Genomic DNA, 12,791 nt, shown 5'->3' with positions numbered 1-12,791 from the left:
TGCCGACTTTACCACAATCGTTTGCAGCCTTGCAGTTGCTGGCCATAACGGGCCGCGCGGCTGTTGACGTCGTCGGCCACGCGTACCAGCCACGATTTGTTCCTGTAGGTGCCGCGGGCATACCCTGTGTGTCCCTCGTGGTAGTTCAAATACTGACCCCGAGCGTCCGCCATTGAAACGCCGTTCCGCTCACGGGACTTGGTGAAGTACCAACCCATGAAATCGGACGCGTCGCGGATGTCGTTACGCTTGGCGCTGCGGTTGCGGGTTTCCTTGCGGTATTGATCCCAAGTGCCGTCGAGCGCCTGAGCATACCCATAAGCCGAGGATTGACGCCCCATTGGCATCACGCCGAGAATATATTTGTGCGGTGTGCGGGCATTGGAGACAAATTTGCTCTCCTGATACAGCACGGCCATTTGCACGTTGACCGGCACACCCCATTTGCGCTGCGTTCGTTTGAACGCTTTGCCGAAATGCTTCTTCTCCTTGAGAATCGAACATGCGTTCTCAAGGTTTCTTGGTGGCTGTTTGTCGCCGCCACCACAGGACGCCACGATAAGGACGGCCAAAAGCGCGATAAGGACTCTGCTCATCTGCCTCACGCTATGTTTGTTGTTTTGCGATACTTTAGCGCATTCCACCTGCGAGATGAAATCACAATCGCGGGGGGCTAGACCAGAAAGCCAAGGATGAGCGGTAATCCGATCACACATGTCAGAGTCGAGGCCATCACTAGTCCCGCGACAGCGTTGCTGTCAGCCTCGTATTTTTCCGCCAAAAGATAGGCGGTGACGGCCACGGGCGTCGCCAATTCCAGTACCAGCACGCCAAAAATGGCGCCGGTTAGGCCAAATGCGAGGCCCACGCCCCAACCCACGGCGGTGCACAGCGCCAGTTTGGCGATCGATAGCCAAATTGCGGTGGTCACGCGGGCCGGGGTGAGGCGGGCGACGGCCACGCCCAGCGTGATGAGCATCAGGGGGATTGCCATTTGACCAATCAAATCAAGCGTGTTGGTCAGAAAGCGCGGCGTTTCCCAGCCTTGCCACAGGAACAGCGCGCCCAGAATGGTGGCGGCGATCATCGGTTCTTTGAGGATCTTGCCCGCCGAGCCTTTGCCCGCGACCAGCCAGATGCCGATTGTAAAAGACCAGATCGCGGTCACTGCCAGCATGACCACGGCGGCCTCAAGCCCGACCTGTCCAAAGGCGAAGTAACACAACGGAATGCCAAGATTGCCGGTATTGCCAAAAATCACCGGTGCGAGGTAGGTGCGGATGTCGAGGCCAGCGAGCGACAAGATCCCCCATGACAGCACGCCAATGACGGCGTAGCCGACACTTCCGGCGATGGCGAGCGTGCCAAGGGTGGCGAGATCAGCTTGCGTTTTCATCAATGCGGTGAAGATCAGACAGGGCACCGCCAGTGTCATGGCGAGGCGGGTAACAAATTGAATTCTATATTCAAATCCGGCCTTTACCCAGGCAAAGCCAACCCCCGCGACCAGGAAGACCGGCGCGACAATTTCGAGAACTGTTAAGATTATGTTCACAGACTGTTTCCCGGAAAAATGTGTCAAAAGTTGGACATTGCCCCCTTGAAGGGTCTAACTTTAGGCAATAGAGGCTGCAATACATGCTTAGAACACGCGCAAAATATTATCTCGGTCAAGTGGTCCGTCATCGTAAACACCCGTTTCGCGGCGTGGTGTTTGACGTCGACCCCGAGTTTTCCAATACCGACGAATGGTATGAGAACATCCCTGAGGAAAGTCGGCCGGTGAAAGACCAGCCGTTTTATCATCTGTTGGCCGAGAATGACCAAAGCTACTATGTGGCTTATGTTTCTGAGCAGAACCTAATCGCGGATTATTCCGGCGAACCGGTTGGCCATCCTGACCTGCCGGAGATGTTTGGTCCGATGGAAGACGGGATATACCCGCTGCATTACAACATGAACTGAGCCCGTTTGGGCCGTGAAAAATTGGGCGCGTCAGTCGGTGTCGACTGGTGCGCCGCGTTTTTTCCACGTTGCGAACCCGCCTTCCATCTCGGCCACATTGGTGGCGCCCATGTCTTGCAGGGTTTTCACCGACAAGGCGCTGCGCCACGCGCTGGCGCAGAACAGGATCAGGGTTTTGTCGGTCGCCAGCGCAGGTTTGTGATAGGGGCTTTCGGGATCAAACCAGAATTCCAGCATGCCGCGCGGGGCGTGAAACGCGCCTTCGATTCGGCCCTCACGCGCCAATTCGCGCGGGTCGCGGATGTCGACAAACAGCGCTTTTCCATCTGCCACCATCTCCTCGGCCGCGTCTTGTGACAGGCTGGTGATCTGGTCCTTGGCTTGCGCTACGAGGGTTTTCACAGGGGTGATGGTCATCGATCAGTATCCAATCGCTGCGCCGTCTTTGCGCGGGTCAGAGGCGCCGATCAAATAGCCATCGGGATGGATCTGAATCGCCTGTGCACCGCCCAACGGGGCGGGCGGGATTTCGACGGTATGGCCAAGGTCAGCGAGGTCCTGACGCACGGTGTCAGAATAGCCGCGCTCGACTTTGAGCACGCCATCTTCGGCAAAGGAGCGCGGCGCGTCCAATGCTTCTTGGGCGTCCATGCCGAAGTCTTCGATATTGGTCAGCACGCGGGCGTGACCGTTGGGCTGATAATGTCCGCCCATCACGCCGAAGGGCATTTCGACAACGCCATTGCGGCGGGTCATTCCGGGGATAATGGTGTGCATCGGGCGTTTGTTGGGGCCGAGCTCGTTGGGGTGGCCGTCTTGCAGGGTAAAGCCGCCGCCACGGTTTTGCATCAGGATGCCGAATTTCTCAGACGCAATGCCGGAGCCAAAAGCGTGGAAAATCGAATAGATCAGCGAGACCGCCATGCGATCCTTGTCGACGACGGTGATATAGACTGTGTCTTTGTGCACCGCTTCGGTCAGTGGGGCAGGGTGAGGCAGCGCCTTTTTCGGGTCGATCAGCGCGGCAAGTTTGGCGGCGGTTTCTTCGCTCAGCAGATGATCCAGTCGCGTGGTGGAGTCCGGGTCGGCAATAAACCGGTCGCGCGCGTCGTAAGCGAGCTTGGCAGCTTCGGCCTCGATGTGGGCGCGTTGCGTGCCGAAGGGGTCCATCGAGGCGATGTCGAAATGCTTGAGAATGTTGAGCATCAAGATCGCAACAGCTCCCTGGCCGTTGGGCGGATGCTCGATCAGTTCTACGTCTTTATATGTGCCACTAACCGGCGTGGCGTCGGTGCCGACGCTGTCGGCGAAGTCTTCCATCGTGTGCACGCCGCCAAGAGCATTCAAGGTGGCGACCATGTCTTCGGCAATTTCGCCAGTGTAAAAGGCGTCGCGGCCTTCTTTGGCGATGCGGCGCAGAACCTCGGCTTGACCGGGGGCCTTGAAGAGTTGGCCGGTCGAATAAGGCTTGTCGTTGTTCATGAAGTGAGTGCGGCCATGACCCTGCAAAGTGCGGCCATTGTTGCCCCAGTCAAACCCGGCACGCGGCGCGACAGGTACGCCGGCGTCAGCATAGTGGATGGCAGGGGAAAGGCTGTCAGCGATGCCGAGTTTTCCGTATTTTTCAGACAGTTGGCAAAAGCCGTCAATGGCGCCGGGAACGGTGATCGCCTCAACATCAAACACAGGTACCGCCGTGTGGCCCATGTCGCGCAGGCGGGCGGCGCTTGCCGCGGCCGGGGCCCGGCCTGAGCCGTTGAAGGCATGGACTTCGCTGCTGCCGGGCAAGGAGACCAAAGCGAAGCAATCGCCGCCGATTCCGGTGGATTGCGGCTCACAAATGCCAAGAAGCACCGCGCCAGCGATGGCGGCATCCATGGCAGAGCCGCCGGATTTCAGGATATCGAGTGCGGCCTGCGCCGCCAATGGGTGCGACGTCGCGCACATGCCGTTTGAGGACATAACGGGCGAACGCCCGGGAAGTTGAAAGTCGCGCATAGGTGTCCCTTGTGTTGTCAGCCTGCCTCTTGGAACGGAGACTGAGGCAGCTTGGGACGAAGTGCAAGGTCCAGAAAGTGGACTTGGGCCCAAACCGAGGTGCGCGTGGTTAGCCGGGCGTGTCCGGAATGGTAAAGGTCAGCTCATTCCAGTTGTGTGCCGTGCGGGCATAGACGATGTCATGGGCAAGCGTGCGCACCATCATCCATCCAAAGCCGCCTTCGGGTAAGTCCAATAGATCGGCGTCGACATCTGGCTGTTCGCCGGCCGGGATCTGATTGTCAGGCATCGGTGTGCCGTTGTCGCGCACCCGGATACACCATTTGTTGACGTCATAATTGGCGCACAGTGTGATTGTGCCGTCGCTATGATTGGCGAGCGCGTGTTCGACGACGTTGTTCAACACTTCTGCGAGCACCACTTCGAGGGTACCAGCATTGAATGTCTCAACCTGATGCTCGGATAGGCGTTCGCGCAGTTTCATCAGCGCGGCGCGCACTTCTTCAGGCGTGCCTTCGAGTTCGATGTGGATGTCGGGATGATTTTTGACCAAGTGCCCCGGTCCTTCCTTGATACTGGCAACTCAAGCTGCCAGCGCCACCTCCAGAGAGGGGTGGATTTTGAAAACCGTGTCCATGCGGGTTAGGCGGAAAACCTTGTCGACGTTCTCATTGAGGCCGGAAAGATCCATCCGGTGCTTGCTGCCCAACTGTTTCATGGCGGCGACAATGGCGCCGAGGCCGCTGGAATCGATGAAGTCGACCTCGGACAGGTCCAATACGACGCGTCCTTCGGCGGAATCGGTTTCCTCTCGCATGCGGTCTTTGAACTGGATCGCGACAGATGCGTCGATGCGGGTTTCGTGCACCGTTACAATTCGTGTCTCGCCTTCTGTTTTACTTGTTAAGTTCATGAGTATCTCCCGAAACCATGTGTCAGTACAAAACTATACACAAAAATCCTTACCAATAAGTGAGCGCGAACATGTTGCACACCTTTGCCAGATCCCGCAGGAAAGCTGCAACATCGGTGCAAGGTTTGTGGTGCAAACCATACGCGTCGAGGGGTAAATATCTGATTTGGGGGAGAAATCTATGAAAAATGTAGTAATTGCCGGTGCAGCACGTACGCCGATGGGCGGATTCCAAGGTGCGTTTGATGGTGTCGAAGCAGCGACGCTTGGTGGCACAGCGATTCGCGCGGCCCTGAAAGATGCAGGCACGGCGACTGTGGACGAAGTGCTGATGGGGTGTGTTTTGCCCGCCGGTCAGGGACAGGCACCGGCGCGGCAAGCCGGGTTTGCCGGTGGACTGGGCGAGGAAGTGCCTGCCACCACGCTGAACAAGATGTGCGGCTCCGGCATGAAAGCGGCGATGATGGCGTTTGACTCTGTCGCGCTCGGGGATCGGGATTTGATGATTGCGGGCGGCATGGAAAGCATGACCAACGCGCCTTATGTGCTGCCGAAAATGCGCGGCGGTGCGCGGATCGGACATCAGGAGGTCAAAGACCACATGTTCCTTGATGGTCTGGAAGATGCTTATGACAAAGGTCGCCTGATGGGCACATTCGCCGAGGATTGCGCGGAGAGCTATCAGTTCACCCGCGAGGCGCAGGACGAATATGCGTTGAAGTCATTGTCCAACGCTTTGGAGGCGCAGACATCCGGCGCATTTGAGGGCGAGATGGCGGCCGTGACCATCGCGACGCGCAAGGGTGACGTGGTTGTTGGCGAGGATGAACAACCGGGTAATGCACGCCCTGAAAAAATCCCGCAGCTCAAGCCGGCGTTCCGCAAAGATGGCACAGTGACACCTGCGAACGCATCATCGATTTCCGATGGCGCAGCCGCGCTGGTGATCGCGTCCGAGGAAGCGGCCACGGCGCAGGGGCTAAAGGTGCGTGCGCGTATTCTGGGTCACGAAAGCCATGCGCAAGCACCAGGATTGTTCACCACGGCGCCGGTTCCCGCTGCGCAAAAGTTGCTGAAAAAAATCGGCTGGTCCAAAGACGATGTGGACCTTTGGGAGGTCAACGAGGCCTTTGCTGTGGTGCCGATGGCGTTCATGCATGAGATGGGTCTGAGCCGTGACATTGTGAATGTGAACGGCGGTGCCTGTGCGCTGGGCCATCCAATTGGGGCGTCGGGCGCGCGGATCATGGTGACGTTGCTGAATGCGCTGGAAAAACGCGGATTGAAGCGTGGCGTGGCCGCGATCTGTATTGGCGGCGGCGAAGGCACGGCGATCGCGATTGAACGCGTGTAGCAGTTGAACACGGCGCGGTCTCGGTGCAGCTTACTTGCGGGAAGCTGTGGGAGGCGCGTCGTGTCCAAGTTGAAAACCTTTTTCGGGCTGCTGAGAATTCTTCTGCCCGAACCCATCGTTGCATGGATGTATCGCGGGCGACGCACGGTTGTGGCGGGGCGCATGATCGACGCCAAGGCGCAGGCGGTCAGCGAGGCCGTGGCTATGATGCGTGACATCAACGACATGCCCACAGTTGAGGAAAGCCGTCGCCAGCTTTTGGAGACCGCGCAGAAGCTGGAAAAACCGGGGCCCAACAGTGTTGGCATGGTGGATATTCAGCTTCCGGGGGCCGATGGAGAGAGGCGCGCGCGGGTCTATACACCAGCAGGTGTGTCGCCTGACGCTGCCGGGCCGACGTTGCTGTATTTGCATGGTGGAGGTTGGGTTCAGGGTGCGATTGAGAGCCACGATGGGCTGTGCGCAAGGTTGGCGGATTTGGCGGGCATTCGGGTCGTGTCGTATGATTACCGTCTTGCGCCGGAGCATATGTTTCCGGCGGCGGTGGATGATGTTTTAGCGTGCTACCGCGCCCTGATCGCAGGCGAGACCGGGCTGCAGGTTGACGCCGCACAGCTGGTGGTTGGCGGCGACAGTGCGGGCGGCAACCTGACGGCGGTTTTGATGCATGACATCGCCAAGGCGGGCTTGCTGATGCCGAAGGCGCAATTGTTGATTTATCCGGCGGTGGATGCGCGGATGACGGCACAGTCGATGCAGGATTTACAGGATCAGCCGTTGTTGCCGGGCACGCGGATCCGGTGGTATCTTGATCTGTATATCCCGGAGGGTCATGACCGGTTGGATCCAAGGATATCTGCGGTTTTTACCGACACTTTCGCGGCACAGTCGCCAGCGTTTGTTGTGGCGGGCGGGCATGATCCTTTGTGGGATGACGCACATGTCTATGCGGAGGCGTTGCGCAAGGCGGGCGTCGCGGTGGAGTTGGTGACTTATCCGGGCCAAATCCACGCGTTCATGTCATTGACCAAGGTCATCCCACAGGGCAATGAGGCGATCGAGAAAACGGCCAATTGGCTGCAGGACGTGTTTAAAGGAAGCTGAGCGATGCGCGTGGACTATGACGAGTTGAACAAGACGGTGCTGGCGTTGACCGAAGGGGAAACGGATACAGTGTCGTTGATGGCGACGCTGACCTGTGAAGTACATCACAGCGACGACCGGTTCGACTGGACAGGGTTTTACCGCGTAGTGGCGCCGGACTTGCTAAAGATCGGGCCTTATCAAGGTGGGCACGGTTGTCTGGTGATCCCGTTCTCACGGGGGGTCTGCGGCGCCGCGGCGCGCACGCGTGAGGTGCAGCTGGTGGCGGATGTCGAGGCCTTTGAGGGCCATATTGCCTGTGCGACGTCGACACGTTCAGAATTGGTGTTGCCGGTTGTGAATGGCAAAGGCGACTTGTTGGGGGTCTTTGATCTGGACAGTGATTTGCCGGATGCGTTCACGCACAAAGATGCAAATGCCTTGGCCGCATTGTTGGCCAACGTGTTCGCTGAGGCCGTTTAGAGGGCCTTTGCACGCCGTTGATTGCACATTTGGCGCGCTCCACGTCACCGCCACGAACAATGATTTGACCGGGAGAGAACACAAGGGTTGGGTTCGCGTCTGATGGCGATGGGGAACTTTTGAAGACGTCACGTGCGCGTGATGCCGGTCAACGCATCACGAAAGGGTCTGGAATGGGTTCGTCGCTGGTTCGCAACCAAACGGCTTTCACTTTGGTGAAATCCAAAGCAGCTTCGATACCGCCTTCGCGCCCGTGACCAGACAGCCCGTGGCCACCAAATGGCGCTATTGGGCTGACGGCGCGGTACGTGTTCACCCATACAATGCCTGCTCGGATTGCCCGGATCATGCGATGCGCTCTGGTTAAGTTTTGCGTAAACACCCCCGATGCCAAACCGAACTGAGTGCTATTGGCGATCTCAACGGCCTCGGCTTCGGTATGAAAGCTGACGACGGACAAGACCGGCCCGAAAAATTCTTGGCTCAGGCTGACGGCCTCTGGAGCATCGTCACAATCCAAAATAGTCGGCGGGAAGTAGAACCCATCGCGTTCCAAAGCCACGCCCCCCGTCACAAGTTTGGCGCCCTGTTTGACAGATTGCGCAATCAGGCTCAGCGCGGTGTCGCGCTGTCGAAGGGTGCAAAGCGGCCCGACCTCGGTCGCCATATCATCAGGTGCGCCGATCACCACCGCCTCGGCCTTTGCCTTGAGACGCGCAAGAAACGCCTCTTTGATATCAGCATGAACCACAAGACGAGAGCCGGACACGCAACTTTGTCCGGTGGCCGCAAAAACCCCTGAAACTTGCGCATTTACCGCGCTTTCCAGATCAGCATCGTCAAACACGATGAAGGGCGACTTGCCCCCCAATTCGAGCGAGGTTGACGCCAGGTTTTCCGCCGAATTTCGCACAATATGTCGTGCGGTTTCGGGGCCGCCCGTAAAGGCCACATGGGCGACTTTCGGATGGCTGGTCAGCGCGGCGCCAACCTCGGGTCCGCCTGTGACCACGTTGAAAACGCCCTTGGGGAAACCGGCCTGATCAAAAATGCGTGCAAACGCCAACATGGGCGCGGGGCCTTCTTCACTGGCTTTCAGAACCACAGTACAGCCCGCCGCAAGGGCTGGTCCTATTTTGACGGCAGACAGGAAGAGCTGCGAATTCCACGGAACAATTGCCGCGACAACACCTATGGGCTCACGGCGCAGCCAGACTTCCATGTCGGGTTTGTCGATAGGGAGGTGGGCGCCTTCGATCTTGTCGGCCAATCCGGCATAGTAGCGGTAGTAGTCCGCGACATAGGAGATCTGCGCGCTGGTTTCTCGGATGATTTTTCCGGTGTCACGGGTTTCCAGCTCGGCCAGATGGGAGGCGTTGTCTGCAATCAGGTCCGCGAGCCGCATCAATAGTTTCCCGCGTGCGGTTGCCGTCATTAAGGCCCAATCAGGCGCAAGAAACGCGCGATCCGCAGCCTCAACTGCGCGGGAAACGTCTGCGCCGGAGGCCGCCGGCATTTTCGCCCAAGGTGCACCCGTTGCAGGATCGAGGCTGTCAAACTGGCTACTCCCGTTCAGGAACTCACCATCGATATACTGCTGAAATCTCTGCATTTGGTTTTTCCTTGTCATCGTCTTATGCGAAGGCCGGCATCACATCGTTTATGAACCTTTCAAGCGAAGCCTTTTTGCGCTCAAACGGCATCGAGCTGTCGATCCAGAACGAGTATTCGTCATATCCTAAAGCCTCATACACTTTGAGACGCTCTATCACTTTTTCGGGCGTTCCGATCACCAGATCACGTTCCATCGCCTCAGGAGTATAGAAGGGGTGAGCCGCGATTTCTTCGTCGCTCATCGGTGCGATCAGGCCCTGATCGACATCGCGCTTGTTCATGAACCATGCGCCAAAGTAGCAATAAAACCGATTGAGTTCGACGGCTGCTTGCTTGCTGTCTTCATCGCTGTCCCCGACATAGGTGTGCAAGAGCAACATGATCTTGGGACGGGGGAGATCAGAGTGTTTCGCACAAGCGTCGTTGAATTTCTTCATCAAGTCCGCGATCTCCGGCTCTCCGTTCCACAGGGGTGTGACCTGCACGTTGCAGCCCTGCTGCACAGCAAACTCGTGGCTGTTAGGGTCGCGTGCTGCGATCCAGATTGGGGGTCCATCTGCTTGGATGGGCTTGGGCGATGACGTGGTTTTGGGGAAGGAATGGAACTCTCCCTCGTGGGCATAATTCCCCTTCCACAAAGCCTTGACTGCGGGGACCAGCTCTCGCATTCGCTGCCCAGCTTCCCAAGCGTCCATGTCGGGCACAAGGCGCTCATACTCGTACGAATACGCCCCGCGTGCGATACCCAGATCCAATCGACCTTCCGTAATAATGTCTGTCATGGCAGCTTCGCCAGCCAGACGGATCGGGTGCCAGAACGGCGCAATGACGGTGCCCGTGCCCAACCGCACATTTGTCGTTTGGCGTGCGATGTCCACCAAGTTGAGCATCGGGTTCGGCGAGATCGTGAAGTTCATCCCGTGATGTTCGCCAGTCCAAACCGCATGCATCCCGCCCTTGTCCGCGATTTTGCACAGTTCAACGAACTCATCATACAGCTGCTTTTGATCTTCATCAGAGGAAATACGCTCCATATGAGCGAAAAGAGAAAACTTCATGCCTTAACTCCCTGATGTCATCGCGCGAACATTGCCGCTGACGTGGTTGCCAAAATATACCCCAAAATTCCCCATCCGGCTTTCGCTCGCAAACCGCTCAAGCATGATGCGGACAGCCGGGTCTGCGATGTCCGCCAGAGTGGTCGAAGACAGTTCGACAAAAGCTCCGATCGTCGCAGTGCCCCTGCTTGCCTGACAAAGGAACGAGATGTGTTGCGTTGCGCGGGCTTCATCTTCGTAGACCGAGTAGATAAACCCAGCCTCGGCTTCGGCACCGTTGCTCGTGATAAGTCCTTGCAAAACGGCTGAGACACCCTCCTTGCCGACGTGCATTTCAGGTAACGAAAGCTGGCCGCGCCCATCATCAACCAAAAGAACTTTCCCACGGTATTCGATCAACACCGAAAGCAGGAGGTTGGACGTGTTGCTGAGTGCTTCGGCCTCCAATGCGGGGGTCACATAGGCACCACGCACATAGCCAAGGCCGGGTCTCGTGCTGTTCTCAAAGGCTTCAACTTTGCCGATCAAGATTAGATGGTCTCCGGCCTCAACCGTTTTGAACATCGAACAATCAAACCAAGCCGAGCAATCCTCAAAGACGGGCGCGCCGTTCGGACCGTTCTGCCAGGTCACCGCGGCAAAACGGTCGTCGACCGGCCGGGCAAATGTGTTAGATACATCCTTTTGGGTTTCCGACAGAACATTGACGGCAAAGCCCGACGCGGTTGCGAGTGCGTCATAGTTACTTGAACTATTGGCAATGCAGATCGAAACCAACGGCGGATCCAATGAGACCGAGGAAAAAGAGTTGGCGGTGAACCCGATTGGCTTTTTGTCGACGTCATGGGTGGTCACGACGGTCACGCCGGTCATGAAAGCCCCAAAGGCATCGCGCAGTTCACGTGGGTCAAATTCCGTCATTGCGCCTCTACTTTTTGTTTTGTTTCGAGCCACTCTTGCAGGGCTGTGTTCACCGCTTCTTCAGCTGTCAAACTAACCATATGGCGGTGCCCCTCTATCACCAGCGCTTGCCCGAGCGGCGCGGCGGCGGCGATGGATCGCGCCATTTCAGGCGACGAATTCTGATCATCACTTCCGGTCAAAGCCAGCAGTGGGCAGGTGATATTGCCCAGTCGGTCGGCATAGGTCGTATCTCCGCGTGCGAAGGCGTCATACGCTGTTGCGTAGCCTTGCAAATCCACCTCAGACAGCCACCCAGCAACCTTTTCGCGCGCGATCTGCTCGCAGGGTGTGTCGCCAAACCATCGGGCCAAAGGCGTTGCCAAATCAAATACGCCTTCATTGATCTGTGCTGCGCGTTCTTCCACCGCGGCGCGCGCGTTCTTTGACCGGCAGTAGACGCCATTCAGCACTGCGACGCGATCCAGCATTTGTGTGTGGGTAGCGGCAAACCCCAGAGCGATCAGGGCTCCCATCGAGTGACCAGCCAAGCTTATGCGTTCCAAGCGGAGACCCCTCAAGGCGGCTTGAAGCCAATCAACATACTCAGGAAGTTGCGCGCCGCGCCTGAGAGGCGAGGACCCGCCATGACCGGGCATGTCGAGGGCAATCACGCGATGTGTTTTGGACAGCATTTCGATCTGTCGCATCCAAGCGGCAGACTGCATACCGACACCATGGATCAGCACAATCGGCTGCCCGGATCCTGCTTCGCGAAATGCCAGTTTGCCGTATGGGTCAGACAGCCGCAGGGTTGTCAACGTCATGGCCAAGTTCCTTCAAGTCTTGATACCTGTCTCCGATGCGGTGATGCGGACGCCCGCCGACTGAGGCTCCCAATGCAACCACGATCTCGTCTGGGGCGGGCGCATCCGCGATAGACAGTTGAATGGTCAAGTAGTGGCTGCGGCGGCCGCCATCGTTTTTGTCCATCAAAGGGATTTGCAAAGATGCGTTTGCTGGGCCGCGCGTATTGGTGAAAGCCAAATAAGACTTGGCCCCAACCGCTTCACGAAAATGATTTCCGAACCGCAGGGTGTGGATCAAAGCCGAGGCATGTTCCACTTCGCCATTCACACCGACAATAGCGGCCTTCCCGTAGCCCTCCACCTTGTCACCGCCGCCGGCGGCTTCAAGAATCAATTCGGTTAGAATTTCACCGAGCCCCGGTGCACACTCATGGATCTCCGGACGCAGATCCTCGACAAACCCCCGCCCTGCCCATGGGTTTTTTATCACTGCGACCGCCGCGATCATCTTGAGGGGCGTTTCAGCAATTTTACCGCCCTCGATCAGCGTGTTCTCAACATGAAGCAGCGTCTTGCGGATTTCAGCGGGCATTGCATTTCCTTGGGTTACTGAG

General features: G+C 57.6%; 15 protein-coding genes. 4 read left to right on the top strand and 11 right to left on the bottom strand.

Translation table 11 applies throughout. The features are described from left to right. Positions 1 to 8 precede the first annotated feature (8 nt). The gene (locus SHIM_RS12940) at positions 9 to 596 is read right to left on the bottom strand and encodes a transglycosylase SLT domain-containing protein (protein WP_054003088.1); all 588 of its coding nucleotides are present in this window, start codon (positions 594 to 596) and stop codon (positions 9 to 11) included. Between the two features lie 77 nt (positions 597 to 673). After that, positions 674 to 1,555: an AEC family transporter gene (locus SHIM_RS12935; protein ID WP_054003087.1), complete on the bottom strand. Its 882-nt coding sequence runs from the start codon at positions 1,553 to 1,555 to the stop codon at positions 674 to 676. A gap of 83 nt (positions 1,556 to 1,638) precedes the next feature. On the opposite strand from SHIM_RS12935, the gene hspQ reads away from it, so the two are divergent. Next, positions 1,639 to 1,965, top strand: a complete 327-nt coding sequence (gene hspQ, locus SHIM_RS12930) for a heat shock protein HspQ (RefSeq protein WP_054003086.1) — start codon at positions 1,639 to 1,641, stop codon at positions 1,963 to 1,965. A gap of 30 nt (positions 1,966 to 1,995) precedes the next feature. On the opposite strand, the gene SHIM_RS12925 is transcribed toward hspQ, so the two are convergent. From SHIM_RS12925 to SHIM_RS12910, 4 genes are all read right to left on the bottom strand, one after another. Beyond that, positions 1,996 to 2,382 carry a rhodanese-like domain-containing protein gene (locus SHIM_RS12925; RefSeq protein ID WP_054003085.1) on the bottom strand — a complete coding sequence of 129 codons (387 nt, stop codon included), beginning with the start codon at positions 2,380 to 2,382 and terminating at the stop codon, positions 1,996 to 1,998. 3 nt (positions 2,383 to 2,385) lie between these two features. After that, positions 2,386 to 3,963, bottom strand: coding sequence for a gamma-glutamyltransferase family protein (locus tag SHIM_RS12920; RefSeq protein ID WP_054003084.1), 1,578 nt, complete (start codon positions 3,961 to 3,963; stop codon positions 2,386 to 2,388). 109 nt (positions 3,964 to 4,072) lie between these two features. Next, on the bottom strand, positions 4,073 to 4,516 hold the full coding sequence (locus tag SHIM_RS12915) for an ATP-binding protein (protein ID WP_054003083.1): 444 nt from the start codon (positions 4,514 to 4,516) through the stop codon (positions 4,073 to 4,075). A 30-nt stretch (positions 4,517 to 4,546) separates the two neighbouring features. After that, the gene (locus SHIM_RS12910; RefSeq protein ID WP_054003082.1) at positions 4,547 to 4,876 is read right to left on the bottom strand and encodes an STAS domain-containing protein; all 330 of its coding nucleotides are present in this window, start codon (positions 4,874 to 4,876) and stop codon (positions 4,547 to 4,549) included. A 181-nt stretch (positions 4,877 to 5,057) separates the two neighbouring features. On the opposite strand from SHIM_RS12910, the gene SHIM_RS12905 reads away from it, so the two are divergent. From SHIM_RS12905 to SHIM_RS12895, 3 genes are read left to right on the top strand one after another with little or no spacing between them, the layout of a single operon-like run. Next, positions 5,058 to 6,230 carry a thiolase family protein gene (locus SHIM_RS12905; RefSeq protein WP_054003081.1) on the top strand — a complete coding sequence of 391 codons (1,173 nt, stop codon included), beginning with the start codon at positions 5,058 to 5,060 and terminating at the stop codon, positions 6,228 to 6,230. Positions 6,231 to 6,290: 60 nt separating this feature from the next. Further along, entirely contained in the window at positions 6,291 to 7,334 is a 1,044-nt protein-coding gene (locus SHIM_RS12900) for an alpha/beta hydrolase (RefSeq protein ID WP_054003080.1), read from the top strand. A 3-nt stretch (positions 7,335 to 7,337) separates the two neighbouring features. Further along, on the top strand, positions 7,338 to 7,796 hold the full coding sequence (locus SHIM_RS12895; protein WP_054003079.1) for a GAF domain-containing protein: 459 nt from the start codon (positions 7,338 to 7,340) through the stop codon (positions 7,794 to 7,796). A 148-nt stretch (positions 7,797 to 7,944) separates the two neighbouring features. Here the strand turns inward: SHIM_RS12895 and SHIM_RS12890 are convergent, their stop codons facing one another. From SHIM_RS12890 to SHIM_RS12870, 5 genes are read right to left on the bottom strand one after another with little or no spacing between them, the layout of a single operon-like run. Beyond that, a complete protein-coding gene (locus SHIM_RS12890; protein WP_054003078.1) occupies positions 7,945 to 9,408 on the bottom strand; it encodes an aldehyde dehydrogenase in 1,464 nt (487 codons plus the stop codon). Positions 9,409 to 9,430: 22 nt separating this feature from the next. Then, a complete protein-coding gene (locus SHIM_RS12885) occupies positions 9,431 to 10,468 on the bottom strand; it encodes an LLM class flavin-dependent oxidoreductase (protein WP_054003077.1) in 1,038 nt (345 codons plus the stop codon). Between the two features lie 3 nt (positions 10,469 to 10,471). Next, entirely contained in the window at positions 10,472 to 11,389 is a 918-nt protein-coding gene (locus SHIM_RS12880; protein WP_054003076.1) for a flavin reductase family protein, read from the bottom strand. Beyond that, positions 11,386 to 12,195 carry an alpha/beta fold hydrolase gene (locus tag SHIM_RS12875; RefSeq protein ID WP_054003075.1) on the bottom strand — a complete coding sequence of 270 codons (810 nt, stop codon included), beginning with the start codon at positions 12,193 to 12,195 and terminating at the stop codon, positions 11,386 to 11,388. Before SHIM_RS12875 ends, SHIM_RS12880 begins: the two co-directional genes overlap by 4 nt. Continuing rightward, the gene (locus tag SHIM_RS12870; RefSeq protein WP_054003074.1) at positions 12,167 to 12,769 is read right to left on the bottom strand and encodes an amino acid synthesis family protein; all 603 of its coding nucleotides are present in this window, start codon (positions 12,767 to 12,769) and stop codon (positions 12,167 to 12,169) included. Before SHIM_RS12870 ends, SHIM_RS12875 begins: the two co-directional genes overlap by 29 nt. Positions 12,770 to 12,791: the final 22 nt, after the last annotated feature.

Source organism: Shimia sp. SK013, assembly GCF_001292625.1.
Taxonomy (GTDB): Bacteria; Pseudomonadota; Alphaproteobacteria; order Rhodobacterales; family Rhodobacteraceae; genus Shimia.
Note: the sequence above shows the minus strand (reverse complement) of the source record. Positions and strands in the feature narration are given on the sequence as shown.